This window comes from Halomonas sp. A020, from assembly GCF_027943625.1.
GTDB classification, from domain to species: Bacteria; Pseudomonadota; Gammaproteobacteria; order Pseudomonadales; family Halomonadaceae; genus Vreelandella; species Vreelandella piezotolerans.
Genome location: NZ_AP022850.1, coordinates 78343 through 100163, shown reverse-complemented (window position 1 = coordinate 100163; position 21821 = coordinate 78343). Strand labels below are relative to the sequence as shown.

The following is a 21821-nucleotide window of genomic DNA, read 5'->3' as shown; positions in this document are numbered from 1 at the left end:
AAAACCATGGGCAAGCTCTTTTCGTTGCTGGTACTGCTGGGGTTGGGCTACGCAGGACTCTATTTCTACTACGGCGTGGTGATCGAGAAGGAAGTCGAGCAGCAGCTAGAAGCCCGTGGGCTGTCATCGGTGAGCGTGGATGACGTCGAGTACGATTGGCTGGCCCCGGTGAGCGACAGCGCCAACATTGCCGTGACGCTTAGCTACCGTGGCTCCCAGGCAGCAGTCAATGTGCAATTACAAGGCCACCCGCTGTTCTCTGATGACGTCACGTTACAGCTCGATAGCCTGCAAGCGCTGCGCTTGGGCCTTAGTTTCGGTCAATAAGATTTCTGAAAGGACACCCCCATGTTTACCGGCCTGAGTGCGTTTCCGCTGACCCCCATGAACGAGCAGGGCATCCACGAGCGGGAATTCATCCGGCTAGTGAGCCGTTTGGCGCAAGCGCAGGTGGATTCCATCGGCGTGCTGGGCTCTACCGGCAGCTACGCCTATTTGAGCGTGGAAGAGCGGGCCCGAGTGGCCAAGCTGAGCGTGGAAAACGCCGTTGGGATGCCGGTGGTGGTGGGCATTGGCGCGCTGCGCACTCGCGATGTGCTGGCCAATGCCGAACATGCCCAGCAGGCCGGGGCGAGCGGGCTACTGTTAGCGCCTGTTTCTTATCAAAAGCTGACCGATGACGACGTGTTCAACCTGTTCAGCACCATCAGCCGCGCTATCAGCGTACCGCTGTGCGTGTACGACAACCCTGGCACCACGCACTTTACGTTCAGCGACGAACTGCATGGGCGCATTGCCGAGCTGCCCCAGGTGCGCTCGATCAAAATTCCGCCGGTGCCCAACCATCTAGACGAGGCCAACGCCCGCGTGGCGCGGCTGCGGGCGCTGATTCCCGAGGACGTGACCATCGGCATCAGCGGCGACCCCGCCGCCGCCACGGGCCTGCTGGCAGGCTGCGAGGCGTGGTACTCGGTGATCGGCGGGCTCTACCCAGAACTCGCGCTGGCGCTCACCCGCGCCGCCCAAGCGGGCAACGCCGAAGAAACCCAAGCCCGTTCCGACGCCTTGGCCCCGCTATGGGCGCTGTATCACGACTATGGTGGCAGCCTGCGAGTGGTGGCGACCATGGCCGAACTCACTGGCCGCGTGAGTGCCCCCTGCCTGCCTCAGCCGCTGAACACCCTGCAAGGGGAGGCCCGCCAACAGGTGGCAGCGGTGATCGAAACTCTGGGCCTTTACTAAACCGCATCGAGCGAAGCGCACGTGGTTTACAGCCCTTGCGCCCCACGCCGCAGCCAGTCGTGGACGAATGCCAGCTTGCGCAGGGCCACATCGGAGAGCACGAAAGGATAGAGATCCGACAGGCCCATCGAGCGATTCACGTGGTTCACGCCCGCTACCAAAGAGGCCGCAATATGTATCAGCCGCTCGGCGTCCGGCTCGGCGTAGGCATCCCAGTTGTGGTCGTCCGGTAGCGCGGGCGAGGTCATGCCCGAGGATACGAAGCTGTCGGTGATATCCGTCAGGTGCAGCAGGTGCGAGGCGGTTTCTGCCCAATCCTCATGGGGGTGGGAAGAGGCATAGGTGGAAAGAAAGCGCGTTTGCCAATCCGCCGGCGGGCCGTTTTGGTAGTGGCGCTGCAGCGCCGCCGGGTAGTCTTCCCGCTCATCGCCAAACGTCTCGCGGAAGGCCGCCAGAAAATCCTCTCGCAGGCTAAGCCGCCACCACAGCATATGGGCGATTTCATGGCGCATATGGCCAATCATGGTGCGGTAGGGTTCATCCAGCGCCTCTTTACGGGTGGTGCGCAGCACGGCATCCGCTTCCGCCACGCTAATCGTCACCACGCCCCCCACGTGTCCCATGGGCACCGGCGTACCGCCTTCTGCCAACATATGAAACACCGGCGGCGCGCCCGGGTCTTCCGGGCGAAACCAGTGCCAGCGGCCCAGATTATCGATGACCCAGCGCTTGGCCGCCTCGGTGTGCGCCCAATGGGGTATCGCATCGGAAATGGAAGGGTCTGGCGCCAGGGCGGTCATCGCGCAGGCGCGACAGAACTCGCCCTGCTTCGGGGCAATCCAGTTACAGCCAATCACCTCGCGGTTGGCACAGAAGGGCGGCATGGGAATGAACGCCCGCGCCTGGGGGTCGTAGGCTACCGGCACACCATCCGCCGTGACCAAATTATCGAACCAGAGTGAACCGGCACCGACCGGATTAGAAAACACGCGCATAGGCCGGGTATCTCAAGAGAAACGAAGCTTCAGTCTAGGAGCCGAGGCCAAGGGACGCCAACGGCGATTGCGTAAGGATGAAAGGAGCGTGGTTTCGATGTGAAGAGCGCACCCAAAAAACGTTTCTTGAACGCCAGGCGTGCCAGTTCATATGCCAGTCATAGTGAATAAAAGTAGGTGTTTCTTAGACGTTATCTTCACCAATAGTTAGGCGTGAGTTTTACTTAATAGCGAGCTAATTAAAAGCATATTGAGTGAAAAAACTGTTTTCCCAATAAATATGTTCAACACCGTCAAAAGCGCGTCGATCAACCTACATGCTTTCATTTATATATTTTTATTAACACTTTGTTTTGTATGGATTTTATATTTGTTCACGATTGCAGCAGCGATTTTTGTAAGACATCCGCCATTTGTTTTGTAGGATATTTGCTATCTGTTGTGTAAGACATTGTCTGTGTCGTAAAGCCCTCGATGCCCCAGCCAACGGATAACGCGCATTGCCTCTTTGAACGTGCCTCATCTCGGCACTTTTCTTGACGCAATGACACTCCTTTTATCAAAGCGGTTCGCTGCGGACTAATGAGAATAATGGCCATGCTATATCTTAAAAAAAGCGTGAAAAGACGGCTGGCGGTGAGTTTGGGCGCCTGTGTTGTCATGCTGGTCGCTGTTGGAGTATTCGGTCTCTACCATTTAAGCAAAATGAACGATGCCATTACCCGAACGTTCGAAGGCAACGTGCTGACACTGGTCGACCTGGGGGAAGTGAACGAGGCACTGCTTAGCACGCGCGTAAAAATCACGGCGGAGCAGCGCGACCGCAACCCTGCCTCTGCCGTGACGACACGGCAAGAGATCGCCGAGAACGATGCCCTGATCGATGCCGCTTGGAACGACTATTTCCCCAAGCGGGTGTCTGACGAGGTCGAACGCGGTATCGCCGAAGAGTTCATCGCGTCGCTGGCGGTGCTGCGCGCGGGAATCGATGAGGTGAACACAGCGATGATCGACGATGATTTCGACGCGGCCCGCCGCATCGCCACCACGACGTTACGGGCAGCCTACCCTCAGGTGCTCGATTCGCTTCACGCGCTGATCGACCGTAACAGCGCCCAAGCAGCAGCGTCTCATCAGCAAACGTCCGCAGACTATGTATGGACGCGCAATATCATCATCGGCGTGATCGCAGGGGCGGTGATCGTGAGCATTCTGCTGGCGATGTGGCTGATTCGCGGCATCATGACCCCGCTAGGCAAAGCGCAAGCGCTCGCCAACGCCATGGCGCAAGGCCAGCTGGATAACGCCATCAACATTACCTGCAAGGATGAGTTTGGCGACATGCTCAAGGCATTGAAAGCCATGGAGGTCAAGGTTTCCCAAGTGGTGATGTCCGTTCGTCACAACGCCGAATCGGTGAACGGGGCGGCGGAAGAGATTGCCCATGGCACCGAAGACCTGAGCAGTCGGACGCAGCAACAGGCGGCCAGCATCGAGGAAACGGCCGCTTCGATGGATGAGATCACCTCCACGGTTCGGCAAAACGCAGACAACGCCTCCGAAGCCGAAAAGCTCGTTTACGCGGTGACGCAACAAGCCAATGCCGGTGGTGAAATCGCGGGGAAAGCGGTGAATGCGATGGAGGGCATCAATACCTCGAGCCGCAGAATCGCTGGTATCGTCGGCTTGATCGATGAGATCGCCTTCCAGACCAACTTGCTGGCGCTCAATGCCTCGGTGGAAGCCGCCCGAGCTGGCGAGCAAGGCCGCGGCTTTGCCGTGGTGGCCGGTGAGGTGCGTAACCTGGCCGGGCGCAGCGCCAATGCAGCCAAAGAGATCAAGCAACTGGTCGAGGAGAGCATCGAGCAAGTCGGCAATGGGTCTACCCTCGTCAACCAGGCAGGCAAAGCCCTCGAAGAGATCGTCAGCGGTGTCCAGCGCGTCTCGTTATTGATGGGCGAGATCGCCACGGCCAGCCACGAGCAGTCTCAAGGCATCGACCAGGTCAATACGGCCATTGCGCAGATGGACAGCGTGACCCAGCTCAACGCGAGCTTGGTGGAGGAGTCCAGCGCGGCGGGCCGCTCCCTGCAGATTCAAGCCGAGGCGCTGATGAAAGAAGTGGCGTTCTTCAAAGGGGCGACCACGGAGAAGCCCCAGGCAGCGTTACCGCCCAAGGTTCAGCGCCCCGCCGCCAAGCCCCAGGCGACGGCTCTCCGTCCGGCGCAGGCCGCCCGCCAAGAGGTCGAGGAGTGGGCCTCATTCTAAGCCCTTGAAAGATATGTGCCCCGGCCTGTGCTGGGGCATTTTTAACTGGGCGCCCTCAATTTTTAGGTTACTGTGTCAGTATCCTGGCTGGCTAGCCACTGCCTTTCCACCAGCGGTAGAGACACATGACCCAGCAAAAATTGATACTGCTGTTCGATGGCACCTGGAACGACCCAGAAGACCAAACGAACGTGTACCGACTGACGCGGCTTCTCCATGATGACGACAAGGGTGTCAAACAGCGGTTCTATTACGACCCTGGTGTGGGCACCTCTCGGTATCAACGTTTCATTGGTGGCGCCTTTGGCTACGGGTTGAGTGACAACCTGCGGAAAGGCTACGACTGGCTGGCAAGGCGTTACCGCGAAGGGGACGAGATTTGGATATTCGGGTTCAGCCGCGGCGCCTATACCGCTAGAAGCCTCGTGGGGATGATGCGCAAATGCGGACTAGTGCATGTGGTGACGCCCAGCCTGCTCGATAAAGCCGAGCAACTGTATCGAGACCGGGAACTGCATCCGGATAGCGATACGTGTAAAGCGTTCAAGGCAAACTTCAGCCGCCAGCCACGGGTTCATTTCATTGGGGTATGGGACACCGTAGGCGCGCTGGGTGTGCCCGGCACCAACCTGTTCAAGCGCTACTACGATTGGCACGATACCCAGCTTTCCAGCATCGTCGACTACGCCTATCAGGCCGTGGCGCTGGACGAACACCGAGCGGACTACAACGTCTCCCTCTGGACCAGCGCGGACGGCCAGCAAAAACCGGCTAATCGCGACGTACAGCAGCGCTGGTTCATTGGCGCTCATGCCAATGTGGGCGGCGGGTATGGCCCGCAAGATGCGTTGGCCGATATACCGCTGCTGTGGATGGTCGAGAAAGCAGCCCAGGCGGGCCTGAAACTGGATTATCCAGACGTTGCGGAAAACGCCTGGGCAACCGATCCCATCGATTCCTACGCCGCCTTCCTGGGGGGCTGGTACGCCAAATACAAACGCCTGCGACAGTCCAGCGACGCACGTTTCTACCGATGCTACGCGCAAGGAGTGCAAGGGCTGCCTGCGGTGAACGTCTCCGTCGATGAGTCCGTTTGGTCGCGCTGGGCCGACGCCGCGTGCCACTACCGGCCGCGCACCCTGACAGACGCCAACGTGACTCCGCCAGGCCCCTAGGTAGCGCCCGGGTGCGCCAGGGCGTGAACGCTCGTCGCCAAAAACGCCCTGGCTGGGTATTATCACCGCTCATTCATTACAGAAGCCGCTGCTTATGTCTTGCCCGCCATGCCCCCGCTGCCAATCGGAATTCGTCTACCAGGATCAGCGCCTGTTCATCTGCCCCGAATGCGCCCACGAATGGAACCCTGAAGAAGCCGCCGCCGAAGAGGCCGTGAACGTAGCCGATGCCCACGGCACGCCGCTGGCCGAAGGCGACAAGGTCACGCTGATCAAAGACCTCAAGGTGAAAGGCAGCTCCCAAGTGCTCAAGATCGGCACCAAAGCCGTCATCAAACGGCTAAAAGAGGGCAAAGACCACCAGCTAGACTGCAAAGTAGACGGCGCAGGCGACATGATGGTGACCGCGCAATTTGTGAAGAAGGCGTGAGCTGGGCGATCGTGCGCCTCGGTGTTTCCTAAATCCAACCTCACGAGCCTTGCAAGGAGGCAGCAACGCTTGCCAGGGCGACACCCTAAGGAACTGGCGTGATGACGCGACCCCTCACTACCGACGATTTGCCTGCGCTGATGACAGGCATCATGGCGACCCTGGCGGGGATAGGTATTGCTCGCTTCGCCTATACCCCGCTATTGCCCGCGGTGATTCAAGAGGGTTGGTTTACTGCAAGCCAGGGCGCTTACCTGGGGGCAGCCAACCTGTTGGGGTATTTTATCGGCGCGCTTGCCGCCCACTCGCTGAGTGAGCGTTTCGCGCCCCGCTGGGTGATGGCGGTGAGCTTTGCGAGTATCGGGCTCAGCTTCGTGCTCTGCGCTGGGGCAGGAGGCTTTCTCTGGTTCTTCTTCTGGCGATTGGTGTCGGGAGTGGCCGGGGGGATCTTGATGGTCGTAGGCCCCTCGCTGGCGCTAGCGGCCACGCCCCCGGAAAGGCGAACCCGTGTCGGCGCGTTGGTGTTTACCGGTATTGGCGCTGGCGCGCTGCTGTCCGCCTTCGTCGTGCCGTTACTGCTCGGGGTCAGCCTCTCGCTCACCTGGGGGGCGTTGGGGCTGCTCAGTTTAGCGGCGGGCCTGTTGTGCGACCGTGGCGTCGCGCGCTTGCCCGCACCTTGCATCACACGCCCGGTGGGTAATAGCGCCGTGCGTTATGCGGGCGTAAAGGTCATCGTGCTGCTGGTCATTGGCGCTTACGCCCTCGATGCGGTGGGGTTCGTGCCGCATACCGTGTTCTGGGTGGACTATCTTGCCAGGGAGCACGCCCTCGGCCAGCAAGCCGCCTCCCTGCAATGGGGCATTTTCGGGGTGGGGGCGCTATGCGGGCCGTTCATGGTGGGGGCGCTGGCGCAGCGCGTGGGTTGGCAGGGCGGCTTGATGATCGCTTTTGCCGCCAAGGCCGCCGCCGTTCTGCTCCCGGTGTTCTCGCTTGCCCTGATCAGCCAATCGATTTCCTCGTTCATGGTAGGAGCGATGATTCCCGGCATCGTGGCCCTTACCTCTGGCCGCCTAGCCGAGTTGGTAGGGCCTACTGCTCATAAGCAGCTCTGGGGGCGAGCCACGGCCGCGTTCGCCGCCGCCCAGGCAGGGGCAGGGTATGGCATGTCGGCGCTGTTTGGTATGTGGGGCAGTTACACGCCACTCTTCACCATCAGCGGCATGGCGCTTGCCCTTGGCTTGTTGCTGGTACTGCTTAGCCGGAGCGTACAGCAGCGCCGCACGCATCCTTCTGCCCAATAACCTAACAAGCACTATTCAGACAAAAGGAGGCATCCATGGAACTCTATCTGAACGCAACATCCCCCTATGCGCGGCTGGTACGCATCGTGCTGCTGGAAAAAGGCCTGATGGAGACCGTGACGCTCAAATGGTGCGATCCCTGGGCTGACGATGCCGATCTTCTCAAAGCCAACCCCGCCGGGCGCATCCCCGCGCTGGTGACGGAGGAGGGCACCACGCTGAGCGAATCCATGCTGATCGCCATGTACTTGGACAGTCTAAACAGCGAAACACCCACCCCGCCCATACTGCCCACCAACCCGTTGAGTGACGTGCTGCACCTGGCAGGCCTGGGCCAAAACCTCATGGATGCCGCATTCACCACCGTGATTGCCCGCAAGCACTATGGCAAAGACATTGAACAAAGCGAGCTGGGCCAACGCCGGGCAAGGGCCATACAGCGGCTGTTGAATCAATTGAATAGCGAGCTGGGCGGCAAACCCACGGCGACATCGATCCACCTAGGCGATATCGCTATCGCGGTCGCGCTGGAGTACCTAGCCTTCCGGCTGCCAGAGATACGCTGGAAAGAGGAGCATGCCCAGCTTGCCGCGTGGCACGCAGGTGTCACGGCACGAACCAGCTTCGTGCAAACCGCCTTCGCTTAGCCTGCGACCCTTCCCGCACCCCGCCAGCCAAGGGATAAAAGTGACCAACAGCCAAGCCATCACCATCGCGCTCGCCCAACTGCCCGTCACGAAAGCGGCGGTAAACGACAACCTACGAACGCACCTGGCCTACATAGAACGCGCCGCCGCGCTGGGGGCCAACGTAGTAGCCTTTCCCGAACTCTCGATCACCGGCTACGAGCTGGCGCTACTCAGCCAACTGGCCATGCCCCGCGACGATGCCACCTTTGCCGCCCTCTCCGCCGCGGCCGTCGCCACTAACACGGTGGTGATCGCGGGCTGCCCGCTGCACAACCCCAACGGCAAACCCCACATCGCAGCGGTGATCTGCTTCCCCAACGGCGAACACACCTTCTACCTAAAACAGCACCTGCACGAAGGGGAGGAGGTTTACTGTGCCCCCGGCCATGAAAGCGGCCTGATCAACGTCAACGGCACCCGCATCGCACTGGCCGTATGCGCCGACTTCACCCACCCAAGCCACGCCGCTACCGCCGCCGCCCAACAGGTGGACGTTTACCTCGCCAGCGCGCTGATCTCCCCAGGCGGCTATGCAAAAGATGCCGAGCTGCTCGCCACCATCGCAAAGCGCCACCAACTGCCGGTACTGCTCGCCAACCACATTTCCACCACGGGCGGCTGGCAAACCTGCGGCAACAGCGGTGGCTGGAACGCAGCAGGGGAGCTAACCATGAAAGCCAGCGGCACGCAGCCCAGCTTAGTGATGTGCCGCATTCACAACGGTGGCATAAGTGGTAGCGTGGAAGTGATGACTAACTTACATAGCTAAATATGAGTTACCTACTAAAAACTAACCATCTAAAGTGGGCTTAACCTAGATTAACTGCTAGTCTCGAAGTATTAGAGCAAATAACGCCGCAGGGACAACACGATGCAGAATGCCCGCATAACGCTTCACCCTAGCCAGCAGCGCATGCAAGTGCGGGTGGGTGGTGTTCTGCTAGCCGTCTCTAGCAATACGCTTGAACTCCGCGAAAACGGCTACCCGCCACGCCACTACTTCCCACGTAAAGACGTGCGAATGGACTTACTTACCACTTCGGAAACGAGTACCCATTGCCCGTTTAAAGGGCATACGGTGTATTTTTCGCTGGGTGAGCTGCGGGATATTGCTTGGAGTTATGAGGAGCCGATTGAGGAGATGGAAGCTATTGCGGGTAGGGTGGCGTTTTATGGGGAAGTAAACGGATGATGCTTTTCGACCCGCAGTGGACATGCTGGGTAATGCAGCAGGCACGCGAGTTTTGGATATATTGGCTAACGGCAATTGATATCTCAAAGAATCATAGACTTAAGATAATCTGGCTGGCTGCATTTGCCGGAAAAAAGTGCCAGCAAGTTCATTCGATCATAGAGCGCGCCGTCAAATACACTGTTATGTGTCAAAGGAGACAGTTAGCCAGTGGTTAAATTTTTGATTGGTGTAATTGCCGGGTTTGCTCTGACAATTTGGTATGTGGCATTTGACCTAAATTATCACTTTGACTCGAATATCGCAGTTAATATAGTCATTGCATCTGCTACCGCTTTAGCAACAGCAATTCACTTTGATACAGTGAAGAAGCAACGTAAAGATAGAGTTTGGGAAATAAATAAAGGTGTATTGCTTACTTTATTAGAATTGGTTTCTCAGGCTATCGAGGAAACTGAATTTTCCCTTGATCATGAATATGCGCACGAAGTGGGTCATCACCCAAACAACGAGATTTGGGGTAAGCTAAAATTGCAAGCCAATCTAGCTCTAAATGTTTACGGTTCATTGATGAGTAAGGAACTTTTTCAGCATATAGAAACTTCAAAGGCTATAGATGAGCAAATACATGATGAAGTATTCAATGAAGATTTAGATCATCTTGATGCACATGAACGTTCGTTAGAAAATCTCCAAGCACTGCAACTAAAACTTAGAGAGTTTATACTGCAAATGGCTGGTCTAAGCACATAATGATGCGCTAAAGATGGACTAATAAATGTTCGGCATTTTTAATTCGGTTTGATTAAGTGTTTGTGGCGCTCAATTTATGTTTGTGTTAAATTTGTTAGCCACTTAGCTTAGCGTTAGATTTCGGATGTAAGGATTGTCGATGACCCCACCTGAGCGACTAAGAAACCTGCTACTGAGAGTCCGCGAATCCATACCAAACGAGGAGTTCTGCGGTGTTGGCGTTGTTGTATCGGCGGATTTAGAGCGTTTGCCTATTGCTTCACTCTGTACTGATGCCAATTTTCCTGCCCAACAGGATCTTGCCGAGCAGATTGCCGAATGCAGCCTATACAGCCGGTCTTGCCATGACGGATTCCAAATCGTTTCTGAGCAGTGGCAGTTGGTGCAGCGAAATCAGTATTTCGCACCTTTTCCTGCGGCAGAATGTCGAGAGCTTATTGGTAGTGTAAACGTAGGTTCTCGGTATATGGCAGCTAGATTTGGGTCGCTAATCGAGGGAGTTGTGTGTACTGGACTTCTGAGCGAAAGAGACGGAATCGTGGTTTTTGAAGGTGGTCTGCCCGTTGATTAATCTACTACCGATAACAAAGTTGATCGCTTGGGTAGCCGGTCTGTACGCGGGTATGGTGGTTCTGATTTCCGCACTGGTCGGAGCCTCTGGGCTCGCATCACTGGAAACGGCTTTAAAAGGCGTGGCCATTCTGAATCTAGTGTTGCTTGGCTTAGCCATAGGCGGGTGGAGGTCAGTGTGGCAGTGGATTCCTAAGCTAAACGACTGGGTGTTCCCCGATCTCAACGGCAAGTGGACGGTTGAAATTAAGTGGAATTGGGGAAACAAATCTGGCAAGAAAACCGCGACTGCCTTCATCAAGCAGAATCTTTTGAAGGTAAGTATCGAACTGTCTTCGGACGAATCCGAGTCCGAGACATTGATGGTTGCTCCCCACAAAGACGCCCAATCTTCGCGTCCTGGCTTGTATTACATCTACAGGAACGTGAGTATCGCTGGTGCGGCAAAGAAGCAGGACCCTCACATAGGTGCGGCCATTCTCAAGATCAGCCAAGAATCAAATGACGTGCTTAGCGGCAATTATTTCACCGATAGGTCAACAAATGGGCAGTACACCATGCGCCGTGCCGGCGAAATCTAACAAGTGGCTGTTGGCGGACGCACCTGCGCTGGCGCGCCGGTGCGCCGCAAAGCCACGGCGTTATTAATACTTGTAAGCAGAATAAGTGATTACAAAAGGAGAATAGTTAATGCATGATTATGCGATATTTGGCCATGATCGCGCTGGTATAGGTCGTTGGCTCGGATTGATAGCCATACTTGTTGCTGGCGGTGTGGCTCAACTTGCCAGCCTGTTGTCTAGCATGACTGGATGGGAAGCTTTTACGAAAGGTTCAGTTACAGTCGGCGTAGTATATTTTGGACTGCACTGGCTCTTTAATAAATGGATTTGGAAAGTTCAGTTTTTCAATATTCCTGACTTGAATGGCGTGTGGAAAGTTGATGGCTGCACTCTGTATGAGGAAGGAAATGATAAATACGAGTGGCCAGCTGAGTTAGATATAGAACAAAACTGGAAGCAAATTTCTATAAATATAAAAACTAGTAAGAGCCAAAGTGAAAGTTACACTGCAACTCTTTTCAAAAGGAGCGGAGTTCGTGGTGGTTGGGTTTTAAGTTATAGCTATAAGAATGAGCCTAATCTAGATCAGTCGCACGAATTAAGCTCCCACAAAGGCTTTTGCGAAATTGAATTTGATAAGGCCCTAAAGTCTGCGGAAGGTACATATTTTAATAGTGGCGGAAGAAAAACCTACGGTTTGATGAGTCTTGAAAGAGGGCAATAATGATTAATTTCGATGCGAGACTTAAAAGGCTTAAAGATAGACGCCAAGGTACAAGAGAGTTAGTTCTTTTAGAGAAAGGTTTTCATTCTTGGGGTACAGGAGACTACCGGATTAGAGAGTTCTATGAGGAGCTTTCGGAGAGTCCTGGAGTTCGTTATGCCATTGGGTCAATGTCCGCTGTAAACCCTGAATCCACAAAAGTTTCCATCAATGAAGGAAATCGAGTTTCAGATACATTGATAAGCATGTTAAAAACAGAAGGAGTTGGCGCTACCAAAAGAATTCAGGGATCGGTAGCGCTAGACATTCATATTGAAGGTCATTCTGATGTAGATATGCTTATAATTTGTGAAGACACTATTCTGGTGCAAACGCCAAAAATTGATGGGTCTACTTGCTACGCTGCAGACAACCGTCCCATGGTTGATATAATTGCAGAACTGAGGAATAAATCAGAGCAGAAATTAACAACCAGATATTATGAGGCAGATGTTGATTGTACAAACAGCAAGTCAATTTCCCTTGTGGGTGGAAGTTTAAAGCGTAAAGTGGATGTGGTTCCAAGTTGTTGGTATCACACGCATGACTATCAAAGGAGCCGCCAAGAACGAGATATTGGCATAAAGATATATCACAAGAAAGAGCATCGTTTATTAGGAAACTTTCCATTCAAACACATTGCCAGGGTGAACGATAAAGATACTCAGTACTCGGGCAATCTAAAAAAAGTAATTAGGCTGCTGAAAAACTTGGTGGCTGACATGCCCGATTATAAAAAAGGGAAAGCAAAGAAGCTGACGAGCTATGATCTAGCGGGGATTGCTTATCATATGGACCAGAGACTGAATGTTCCCCGCTATATGTCACTGGCACTTGTAGAGCAAACAAGAGACTTTCTTAGTTTGCTAAATGTTTCTGAAACCTACCGGAATACTCTTACGGTTCCAGACGACACAAGAAAGATTTTTGATGATGAATCAAAAACAGAAGCTCTAGAAATTATAACTAAGGAGGTTGAGGATTTGGCTTATTCGATTTTCAGAGAGTTACGTCCTCTATCACAGGTCTACGATGGAAGTGTAATTAAATCTAAGGTCATATAATGTGACAGGCCACTCATAATAATTCAAAGCACTCGGACGTCGCTACGCTCCGCCGGTGTTTGAGGCGTTTTGTTTCCACGGAGATCTCATGACTCTTCAAAACGTAGCTGCAGTGGCAACGATATTGACCCTGCTAGTATCGCTACTATCTATTGCCTTCTCAGCTCGGCGTTACTTAAGCGTCAGAGAGCGAGAGCAGGAAAAAGAACGATTTCAAATTTACCATCAGTTGCTGAAAAAAATAAGCAAAGGTGTAGATCACGAGGGTCCGCTGAAGCTTGTAAGCCAAGTTGCTCTCGTGTCTGAGCTTGTAAAATATCCTGAATACTCTAGCTCGTCTCGGCAGGCACTTAATCTGCTGAGGCAGGAGTGGGCAAGCAAAGAGCTAGAGGATATTAAAAAGCCACTCATCCAAGCAATTGATGAAACTCTCTCTTTACTAGAGCAACGCAAATGAAACATAACAAGGTGTTGTTATCGCAGTGCAAAAAGGTCCGCGCTGCTGGGACGCCTCTGCTGGCGCTCCGGTATCCCAAAACACGGCGTTAATCAGAATTACCTTAAAGATTAATTTTTGGCCGAAACCTGATCCCACTATAATTAGTGATGTCGATTTCAATTAACCCCCCACCCCACTAACCCTAACCACCTCCCTCACCACCGCCTCATTCAACACCCCGCGTTTGGCTTCCACCACCGTGAGCCATTCGCGGGCGCGGGTGATGCCGGTATATACCAGCTCGCGGGTCAGAATGGGGTTAAGGGTGGGCGGTAGCAGTAGGGCGGTGTGCAAGAACTCCGAGCCTTGGGATTTGTGAACCGTCATCGCAAACACGGTTTCCACAGCGTGCAGGCGGGAAGGCAGCACCCAGTGGATGGGTTTGTCGGTGTCGCTGGCGGCACTTGATGAAGGAAAGGCGACTCTCAATAGCTTCTGCTGCGGATTGCGCGGGTCGGGCACGGCCAGGGTAATGCCGATATCGCCGTTCATCAGCTTTAGGCCGTAGTCGTTTTGGGTGACCAGTACCGGGCGGCCTTCGTACCAGCCTTTCTCTAGCGTGTAGTCGCTGCCGTACAGCAGCTTTTCGCGGCGCAATGTGCTGGCAATGCGCTGGTTTAAGCCTTCTACCCCCCAGGGGCCTTTGCGCAGCGCGCACAGCAGTTGGAAGTGGCTGTAGGCGCTGATTACCTCGCTGGCCCAGGCGTCAAAAGCGGTTTGGTTTTCCTCGAACGACTCCCCCCGTGGGCGCTGGGCGTGCAGCACGTTTAAATAGTGGCGGTAGCCAGTGGGCGGGGCGATGGGCTGGCCTTGGTGGTCGGTGCGGCCTTCGCCGTTGCCCGCAAAGCCGCTGGGGCTGCCGTGAATCACCAGCTTATCCAGCGCGGCGTCGTCACTCATCACTAGGTGGTGAATATCCGGGTAGCCGTGGCGCAGCACGGCGCTTACTGCCTGCTGTTTTTCCCGTTCGCTTTGCGTATGGCCCGGCTGGTTAATGGCTTTCGCCAGCTGGCCGATGCCGCTGTGTTCATTGAAGCGGTGGCTGACCCGCAGCATGGTAATGGCCTGGTCCAGCGGTTGGCCAGCGGGGTCGATGAACTCCGCTGGCAGCGGTCGCCCGGTGGCCTGGGCCAGCCATTCGGCGGTGGCCGGGGTGTAGTGGGCGGCTTCCGCGCGGTGGCATAGGTCGCCCAGTACCGAACCGGCCTCTACCGAGGCGAGCTGGTCTTTATCCCCCAGCAGAATGCACTGGGCGTGGGCGGGCAGGGCGCTGAGGGTGGCGGCCATCATTTCGATATCCACCATCGAGGCTTCGTCGATCACCAGCACATCCAGCGCCAGCGGGTTGGCGGCGCTGTGGCGGAAGTGGCGGGTGTCGGGGCGTGCGCCGAGTAGGCGGTGCAGGGTGGTCACGTCCGTGGGAATCGCGATCTCGCTGGCTGCCGCCGCAGGTGAGTGTTCACTGAGTAGCGTTGCCAATTCAGCGAGCGGTAACGCATCCACCTGCCCCGCAATAGATTCGTTCAAGCGGGCGGCGGCTTTGCCGGTGGGGGCGGCTAGGCGGATTCGCAGCGGCTGGCTAGGGTGCTGGGCCAGTTGCAGGGTTTGCAGCAGGGCGAGCAGGCGCACCACGGTGGTGGTTTTGCCGGTGCCGGGGCCGCCGGTAATGATGCCGAAGCGGCTGCGGACAGCCAGGGCGCAGGCGGTTTTTTGCCAGTCCAGCCCGTTGCGTTGCTTGAATAGGATGTTGAGCGCTTGGGGGAGTAACCCCGAGGCGCTGGCGTCACTCGTTGTTTCTAAGCGAGCGGCGATGTGTTGGTGCAGGCTTTGCTCGTACTGCCAGTAGCGGCGCAGGTAGAGCCGGGTGCTGGGCGTGCCGCTGGCTGAGTGAGTGGTTACTACTACCAGCGGTGTGTTGCCGGGGCCTTCGCTGGTGAGCAGCGGGTTGTGCAGGGCGGCTTGCCATTCGCTGAGCGTAAGTGTTGCCAGCACGTCGCTGGGCAGCGGCGGCGGGTCGGTGAGGTCGTCGCCTTCGGGCGGCAGCGAAAGGGCGAAATCTGGCGCGTTGAGCGTGGCGTTAATATCCAGGCATACGTGGCCGCGGCCTAGCTGGTGGCTGGCAAGTGCTGCCGCCAGTAGCAGCAGCGTGGGGGCATCCGGGGTTTCACTGGCGAGAAAGCGCACCAGGGCGCGGTCTAAATCCCGCAGCCAGCCGCGCGCTACCCAGCGTTCGCACAGGGCCAGCAGTTCCGGGGTGCTGCTGAGTGCCGGGTGGGCGCTGGCGGCTTCGCCGAACATATCGAAGGTGTGGCTATCGTGCTGGCGGCTCATGCCGTGGCCTCCTGCTGGGTGGCGTGTGGCTCGCCTGCAAACAGGCTATCCAGGGCTTCGATGAGTTCAACCGGGGCGGGTTCGCCCACCACGCCGCGCCCAGGGCTGCGGCTGCCGCGCAGAAATACCGTCATCGAACCGCCCAAATGCTGGTGCGGGTCGTAATCCGGCAGGCGCGCTTTTAAAAGCCGGTGCATGGCGAGTAAGTAGAGCGCGGCCTGCAGGTCGTAGCGTTTGGCCAGCAACGCGTGGCGCAGGGCCTCGAGTTCGTAGGCGCTGTCGTTGGGGCCTAGGTAGTTCGATTTCCAGTCCAGCACGTAAAAGCGCCCCTGGTGCTCGAAGGCCAAGTCAATGAAGCCTTTCAGCATGCCGTTCAGAGTGTCGGCATCCAGCGCTGGGCGCTCTACCCCTGGCAGTAAGTGTTTGCTCACCAGCGTATCAATGGCTTGGGTGTTCACCCGCTTGGCGGCAAACCAGAACTCTAGCTCTACTTGGTAGCTTTCTAAATCATTCAGCGCCACGCTTTGCGGGGTGGGCGCGGCCAGCGGTAGCGGCGTGGTGAGCAGGGTGCTTAGCCAGCCCGCCAGCGGTTCTTGCCATGCCTGCCAGCCGCGTAGCTGCACCCGCCTCCACAGCATGTCGTTGAGGGCGTCCATATTGTTGGCGGCGGTGTCGAAGCCTTGCTTGCCCGCCCACTCCAGCAGCCCGTGCAGAAAGGTGCCGGGGCCGGGGCCACGGGGGAATTTGTGCAGGTGATACGCTTCCGGTTGAGATAGATCCCGAGGTTCATCCAGCACTTCAAACGCGGTGGCTTCCTGGGCGGTGGTCGGTTCCAGCGGTGGCAACACCGGGGCGATAAGCGTGCCGGAAAGCCGCAGCGCGGAGTAACTGGCAATCCACCAGTGCTCTTTGGCGGGTCGCGTGGGCGTGCGGGCGTGGCCCAGCTCACTGCTTTGCGCCACTTGTGCCACGCGCTCTGTGGTGGGCGCGGGCGGTTGGTGAACCTGTATCTCGCTGCCTTCCACCAGCTCACCAAGCGCTTTATTGAGCGCCTCCGGTGAAAGGGCATTGCCGCCTTTTAGCAGGTAGCCCAGCGCGCTGTTCTCCAGGCCTTTCAGCGGGGCTAGCCCCAGCCAGGTGGCGTGGCGGGCGCGGGTAAGCGCGACGTAGAGTTTGCGCAGGTCTTCCCCCAGCCGTTCGCGGTCGGCGGTGGCGAGTATCGCGTCATCCGCTTCTAAGCTGAGCTGCAGGTTGCCTTCGCCATCGTGCCAGCGCAGCGGTACGTCTTCGGCTTTAACCGGGCGGTGGTTGGCGATGAAGGGCAGGAACACCAGCGGGTACTCCAGCCCTTTGGATTTGTGGATGGTGACCACCTTGACCAAATCCTCGTCGCTCTCCAGGCGCAGTTTGTGGCTGTCGCCGTGGCTTTCCGGGTCGGCGATGGCGTCAAACAGAAAGCGAATCAGCGCGTGTTCGCCGTCCAGTTCGGCGCTGGCCTGTTGCAGCAGTTCGCCCAGGTGCAGCAGGTCGGTGAGCAAGCGCTCACCCTCTTCAAACTCCGCCAGCAGGCGGGCGGGAATATCAAAATCCACCATCATGCGGCGCACCAGCGGCAGCACGCCCTGGCGCTGCCATAGGCGGTGGTAGTGGCTGAACTGCTCTACCCGCTCTTCCCAGGCCAGCTCGTTTTGTTGCAGGTGGTCCAGCTCCGCCAGGCTTAGCCCCAGCACCGGCGTGGCCAGCGCGGCGCGCAGGTGCGCTTCGGCTTGGCGGGAGCTGGCCAGCGGTTCGGCGCAGGCGCGCAGCCAGCGCTCTACCTGGGCGGCCATGGGCGAGCTAAATACCTTATCGTGGTCAGAGAGATACACGCTCTTCACTCCACGGCTGGCCAGCGCTTGGCGAATGGCGCGGGCTTCCTGCAGGCCGTTCACCAGTACCGCCATATCGGAAGGCTTGAGCGGGATGAGCGTATCGTCGGTTTGAAAGCCGCTCTTGCCTTGCTGGCCTGCGCTGAGCAGTTCCGCCATATACGAGGCGCAGCGTTCGGCCATCTCGGTTTGGTAGGCGGTTTTGGCGAGCGGCTCGTCGGCGGCCAGCGGCCAGAGCGTCATCGCGGGCAGCGGCTGGCCTTGGTGAATGAGCTGCTCACTGCGGCCTTTGGCCTCTACCGGCAGAAAGGGCAGCGGGTTGTTGCCGCCTTCTTCGCGGAACAGGAAGGCCCCTGCCGGGTGTTCATCGGCGTAGCGGAAGCAGTGGTTCACCGCCTCGACCATGGCGCGGCTAGAGCGGAAGTTGGTGCCCAGCGTCACGTGGCGGCCTGCGGTGTCTTCGCGGGCTTTGAGGTAGGTGAAGATATCCGCGCCGCGAAAGGCGTAAATGGCCTGCTTGGGGTCGCCGATCAGCAGCATGGCAGCGTCTCGGCGGGGGTTGGCGACCCCGTACACCGCGTTGAAGATGCGGTATTGGATGGGGTCGGTGTCTTGGAATTCGTCGATCAGCGCCACGGGGAACTGGCGCAGTATCTGCGCGGCCAGCGCCTCTTTGTTGGGGCCTTGCAGTGCGCGGTCCAGGTGGGTGAGCAAGTCGTTGGGGCCCATTTCGGCGCGGCGCTCTTGCTCCCGCTCCAGACGCACCTTGCACCACTGCACGGCGTGAATCAGCAGGTCGTTGCGTGGCTCGGGCAGGGTGTTCAGGGCGGCGGGAAGTTCGGCCAGTGCTTCCCAGGCGGCGGGGCAAGGGGGCGCGCCCTCTTTCCATATTTCTGCCATGCCCTCTGGGGTGAGGCGTTTCCAGGCGGCGGGGGTGAGTGCGGGGCGGGTGGCGTCGCTGTCGCACCACTCCCGCAGCGAGCTTAGCCAGTTGGCGCGGCTTTTGGCGTTGAAGCTCTGGCCTTTGAAGGCTTTGCGTTTGGCGGCGTCTTCCAGTGCGGGCACTAGGTCATTCAGCCACGCAGGCCAGGGGGCTTTTAGCTCGGCTAGGCGTGCGCTGCGCTCGGCTTGGGCGGCGCTTAGGGTTTGCTCTGGCGCGGGGCGCGGGCTGCCTAGGGCCTCGCTTTCGGCCAACAGTTTGCGCACCTGCCCGTGGAGCTGGTCCGGCGACTTCCAGTAGCTGGTAATGCTGCCCAGCGCCTCGGCGTCCAGCGGGTAGTAGAAGGTGCGCCAGTAGTCGCGCACTACCTCTTGCTCCAGCTCTTGCTGGTCGTTTTCCAAATTGAGCGAGAACAGGCTGCCGCTATCGAAGGCGTGCTCGCGCAGCATGCGGTAGCACCAGCTATGAATAGTGGAAACGGCGGCTTCGTCCATCCACTCAGCAGCCAGCTCTAAGCGGCGGGCACAGGCGGGCCACGTGGCCTCGGGGTATTGGCTGCGCAGCGCGAGCAGAAGTGAGTCTTCACCCTGATGCCGAAACACCGCCGCCGCTTCCACTAGCCGGTGGCGGATACGTTCGCGCAGCTCCTGGGTGGCGGCGTTGGTGAACGTGACCACCAGAATTTCCGGCGGGGTGAGCGGGCGTACAAAGGCGGTGTCGTCGTCACTGTGCTGCCCGCCCAGCACCAGGCGCACGTAGAGCAGCGCGATGGTGAAGGTTTTCCCCGTGCCCGCGCTGGCTTCGATCAAACGGCTGCCGTGAAGCGGCAGCGTCAGCGGGTTCAGCGGGGCGGGCTGGCTCATTCTCATTCTCCGAACATCACGGCAGGCGAAAAGCAAAGCGCCTTGGGTGGCTGACCCAAGGCACCGGCACTATATCGCGTTGCCAAGAGCTGGGCAAAAGAGCAAAGCAGCGTTAGAGACGGGGTTGAAAGACGGTGTCGAATTCGTCAGAGAAGTCTTGGGTGGCAGGAAAAATGCCCAATTGTTCAGCACTCCATGTCACTAGTCTTTTTGAGGTCACAAGGAGAACGTCGGCAAGTTCGTTCAGCAAGTTAAAGTGCTCTGCTATTTGTGCATAGTGCGTCGAGTAATCATGAGCGGCAATATTGCGAATAGCGCGGCAGCGCTGCCAGTCACTGGTAGCGTCCACGACGCCCTGCTTTTCGAACAGCGAAAGGACTTTGAGAAAGCTGTCAGTAGACTCACCTGCCAACAGGGCGCTGTGCCGCATAGCAGAAGCAATAGAGTCCTGTAGCTTGGCAAACCGCTCATTGATAGCGGCCAGTGTTTCAAAAAGGTCGACATCTTTTTTATGGTCGGCTAACCAATCACCGTCCAAAGGCCATGTGACTTTTTGCGTGATTGATGAAGAAACCAAGCGCAGCGCTGAATGGCTTCAAGCAGTTGCGCCAGATAGCGCTGCTGTTCGCTAAGTACATCCTGGCTCATGCGGCTACCTCAAGCGTCATTGGCCGTGACTGGGCGAGTGCAATGGCTTGAAACGGAGTAGGTTCAGCTGTTGTTACGTAGGTCACGATATCAAGCGGTAGCTGGAGGCGTTGTTCTAGCGCCATCTTGAACTCAGCACAGGCGAGTAGCGGGATGGCGTTGGGGGATATAAGCAGCAGATCGACATCGCCGCCGCGCTTACTATCATCTAGCCGCGAGCCGAAAACATGCACTGCCACCGAAGGCCCTACAAACTCACGGACGCCTGACAGAATAAGCTCGCGCTGTGATTGCGAAAGACGCATGGAGTCCGCTCCTAGTGATAAACCGGTGTTTAAATGGTAGCACTCTACTCACGATAGCAGATAGCCGTTCGCCCACCTGCTAGCCACAGTAAACAGGGGTTAGGCTGTGAGGTATCGTCGCCAACTGGTAATCTAATGGGCTAGCCGCTCTTGGCGATCTGTTGATGCTGGTGAAGGGATCTCATGCTGACCTCGCTTCTGGATAACGATTTTTACAAGATCACGATGCAGAATGCCGTGATCAAACGCTTCCCCTATGCCCATGCCCGTTACGCGTTCATCAATCGCGGTGAGCATGCGTTTCCCGAGGGCTTTGGTGAGGCGCTGCGCGGTGAAGTGGATCGCATGGCGACGCTGCGCTTGTCGGATGAAGAGAAGCGCTACCTGCAAACCACCTGCCCCTATTTAGATCCCACCTATCTCGATTTTCTCGCGGGCTTTCGTTACGACCCCAGTGAGGTCACGATCGAGCAGCAGGGCAGCGAGCTGTCGGTGGTGATCGAAGGCCCGTGGTACCGCACCATCTTATGGGAAGTGCCGCTGATGGCGGTGATTAGCGAGCTTTGGTACCAGCTGCGCGGCGTGGCGGTGACCAAAGAGGATGAAGCGCTCATCGAGCAGCGCACCCGCGAGAAGATCGAGCTGTATCGCCAGCACGGGCTGAAGATTGCCGAGTTCGGCACTCGGCGGCGCTTCTCGTTTGCGGTACACGACCGGGTCGTGCAGGCGCTGCGCTATTACGGCGGTGAGGCGTTTAGTGGCACCAGCAATGTACTGCTGGCGATGCGCCATGGGGTAAAACCCATCGGCACCCACGCTCACGAGTGGTTCATGTTCCACGGCGCTCGTTTTGGTTTCAAAATGGCCAATAGCTTGGCGCTGGAGCACTGGGTGGATGTCTACCGGGGCGATTTGGGCATCGCGCTGACCGATACCTTTACCACCCGTGCTTTTTTCGAGAGCTTCGATAAGAAGTTCGCCAAGCTGTTCGACGGCGTTCGCCACGATAGCGGCGACCCCATCGAGTTCGCCGATGCCACCATGGCCCACTATCAGCGCTTGGGCATCAACCCATTGAGCAAAACCATCATCTTCTCCGATGCCCTGACGCCTGAAAAAGTGGAGCGCATTCGTTCCTTCTGCCAGGGGCGAATTGGTATGGCCTTCGGCATCGGCACCAACTTCACCAACGATATTGGCGTGGCCCCTATGAACATGGTGATCAAGATGGTCGAGGCCCGCCCCGAAGGGCAGGGCTGGCTGCCGGTGGTGAAGCTCTCCGATGTGCCTACCAAGCACACCGGCGACCCGGAGATGATTGCGTTGGCGAAGAAAGTCCTCAGCATGGGCCGTTCCTAGCCG

Annotated in this window: 22 protein-coding genes; 16 read left to right on the top strand and 6 right to left on the bottom strand. The window is 57.4% G+C overall.

From position 1 onward, the window contains the following. Positions 1–6: 6 nt before the first annotated feature. Both FRH_RS00505 and FRH_RS00500 read left to right on the top strand, forming a co-directional pair. Positions 7–327: a hypothetical protein gene (locus FRH_RS00505; protein WP_281997533.1), complete on the top strand. Its 321-nt coding sequence runs from the start codon at positions 7–9 to the stop codon at positions 325–327. Positions 328–348: 21 nt separating this feature from the next. After that, positions 349–1242 carry a dihydrodipicolinate synthase family protein gene (locus FRH_RS00500; protein WP_281997532.1) on the top strand — a complete coding sequence of 298 codons (894 nt, stop codon included), beginning with the start codon at positions 349–351 and terminating at the stop codon, positions 1240–1242. Positions 1243–1268: 26 nt separating this feature from the next. Here FRH_RS00500 and FRH_RS00495 read toward each other — a convergent pair whose 3' ends face one another. Further along, complete coding sequence (locus FRH_RS00495) at positions 1269–2237, bottom strand: putative zinc-binding metallopeptidase (protein ID WP_281997531.1); 969 nt, start codon at positions 2235–2237, stop codon at positions 1269–1271. Positions 2238–2828: 591 nt separating this feature from the next. Here FRH_RS00495 and FRH_RS00490 point away from each other — a divergent pair. The 13 genes from FRH_RS00490 to FRH_RS00430 all read left to right on the top strand — a co-directional run bounded on the left by FRH_RS00490 (position 2829) and on the right by FRH_RS00430 (position 13462). Next, a complete protein-coding gene (locus tag FRH_RS00490; RefSeq protein ID WP_281997530.1) occupies positions 2829–4505 on the top strand; it encodes a methyl-accepting chemotaxis protein in 1677 nt (558 codons plus the stop codon). A 125-nt stretch (positions 4506–4630) separates the two neighbouring features. After that, positions 4631–5680: a DUF2235 domain-containing protein gene (locus tag FRH_RS00485; protein WP_219861366.1), complete on the top strand. Its 1050-nt coding sequence runs from the start codon at positions 4631–4633 to the stop codon at positions 5678–5680. Positions 5681–5774: 94 nt separating this feature from the next. Further along, the gene (locus FRH_RS00480) at positions 5775–6110 is read left to right on the top strand and encodes a zinc ribbon domain-containing protein YjdM (protein WP_253507406.1); all 336 of its coding nucleotides are present in this window, start codon (positions 5775–5777) and stop codon (positions 6108–6110) included. 101 nt (positions 6111–6211) lie between these two features. Next, positions 6212–7411, top strand: coding sequence for a YbfB/YjiJ family MFS transporter (locus tag FRH_RS00475; RefSeq protein WP_281997529.1), 1200 nt, complete (start codon positions 6212–6214; stop codon positions 7409–7411). A 35-nt stretch (positions 7412–7446) separates the two neighbouring features. Next, positions 7447–8058 (top strand): glutathione S-transferase N-terminal domain-containing protein, encoded by a 612-nt coding sequence (locus FRH_RS00470; RefSeq protein WP_281997528.1) that lies wholly within the window; start codon positions 7447–7449, stop codon positions 8056–8058. 40 nt (positions 8059–8098) lie between these two features. Further along, positions 8099–8869 carry a carbon-nitrogen hydrolase family protein gene (locus tag FRH_RS00465; protein ID WP_281997527.1) on the top strand — a complete coding sequence of 257 codons (771 nt, stop codon included), beginning with the start codon at positions 8099–8101 and terminating at the stop codon, positions 8867–8869. Between the two features lie 102 nt (positions 8870–8971). Next, positions 8972–9292, top strand: coding sequence for a DUF427 domain-containing protein (locus tag FRH_RS00460; RefSeq protein WP_281997526.1), 321 nt, complete (start codon positions 8972–8974; stop codon positions 9290–9292). 210 nt (positions 9293–9502) lie between these two features. Continuing rightward, a complete protein-coding gene (locus tag FRH_RS00455) occupies positions 9503–10045 on the top strand; it encodes a hypothetical protein (RefSeq protein WP_281997525.1) in 543 nt (180 codons plus the stop codon). Between the two features lie 139 nt (positions 10046–10184). Continuing rightward, positions 10185–10616: a hypothetical protein gene (locus tag FRH_RS00450; protein ID WP_281997524.1), complete on the top strand. Its 432-nt coding sequence runs from the start codon at positions 10185–10187 to the stop codon at positions 10614–10616. Next, positions 10609–11196, top strand: coding sequence for a hypothetical protein (locus FRH_RS00445; RefSeq protein ID WP_281997523.1), 588 nt, complete (start codon positions 10609–10611; stop codon positions 11194–11196). Before FRH_RS00450 ends, FRH_RS00445 begins: the two co-directional genes overlap by 8 nt. A gap of 109 nt (positions 11197–11305) precedes the next feature. After that, complete coding sequence (locus FRH_RS00440) at positions 11306–11902, top strand: hypothetical protein (RefSeq protein WP_281997522.1); 597 nt, start codon at positions 11306–11308, stop codon at positions 11900–11902. Continuing rightward, complete coding sequence (locus FRH_RS00435) at positions 11902–13005, top strand: hypothetical protein (RefSeq protein WP_281997521.1); 1104 nt, start codon at positions 11902–11904, stop codon at positions 13003–13005. Before FRH_RS00440 ends, FRH_RS00435 begins: the two co-directional genes overlap by 1 nt. 88 nt (positions 13006–13093) lie before the next feature. Then, positions 13094–13462, top strand: a complete 369-nt coding sequence (locus FRH_RS00430) for a hypothetical protein (protein ID WP_281997520.1) — start codon at positions 13094–13096, stop codon at positions 13460–13462. A 162-nt stretch (positions 13463–13624) separates the two neighbouring features. On the opposite strand, the gene recD is transcribed toward FRH_RS00430, so the two are convergent. The 5 genes from recD to FRH_RS00405 form a co-directional block, all read right to left on the bottom strand. Next, on the bottom strand, positions 13625–15835 hold the full coding sequence (gene recD, locus FRH_RS00425) for an exodeoxyribonuclease V subunit alpha (protein ID WP_281997519.1): 2211 nt from the start codon (positions 15833–15835) through the stop codon (positions 13625–13627). Next, positions 15832–19506 carry an exodeoxyribonuclease V subunit beta gene (gene recB / locus FRH_RS00420; protein ID WP_281997518.1) on the bottom strand — a complete coding sequence of 1225 codons (3675 nt, stop codon included), beginning with the start codon at positions 19504–19506 and terminating at the stop codon, positions 15832–15834. The genes recD and recB overlap by 4 nt, the downstream gene beginning before the upstream one ends. Positions 19507–19618: 112 nt before the next feature. Further along, positions 19619–20044: a hypothetical protein gene (locus FRH_RS00415; protein WP_281997517.1), complete on the bottom strand. Its 426-nt coding sequence runs from the start codon at positions 20042–20044 to the stop codon at positions 19619–19621. Continuing rightward, positions 20026–20154 carry a hypothetical protein gene (locus tag FRH_RS00410; protein WP_281997516.1) on the bottom strand — a complete coding sequence of 43 codons (129 nt, stop codon included), beginning with the start codon at positions 20152–20154 and terminating at the stop codon, positions 20026–20028. Before FRH_RS00410 ends, FRH_RS00415 begins: the two co-directional genes overlap by 19 nt. Then, on the bottom strand, positions 20151–20459 hold the full coding sequence (locus FRH_RS00405; protein ID WP_054641497.1) for a nucleotidyltransferase domain-containing protein: 309 nt from the start codon (positions 20457–20459) through the stop codon (positions 20151–20153). Before FRH_RS00405 ends, FRH_RS00410 begins: the two co-directional genes overlap by 4 nt. A gap of 183 nt (positions 20460–20642) precedes the next feature. On the opposite strand from FRH_RS00405, the gene pncB reads away from it, so the two are divergent. After that, positions 20643–21818, top strand: coding sequence for a nicotinate phosphoribosyltransferase (gene pncB / locus FRH_RS00400; RefSeq protein ID WP_139526737.1), 1176 nt, complete (start codon positions 20643–20645; stop codon positions 21816–21818). Positions 21819–21821 lie beyond the last annotated feature (3 nt).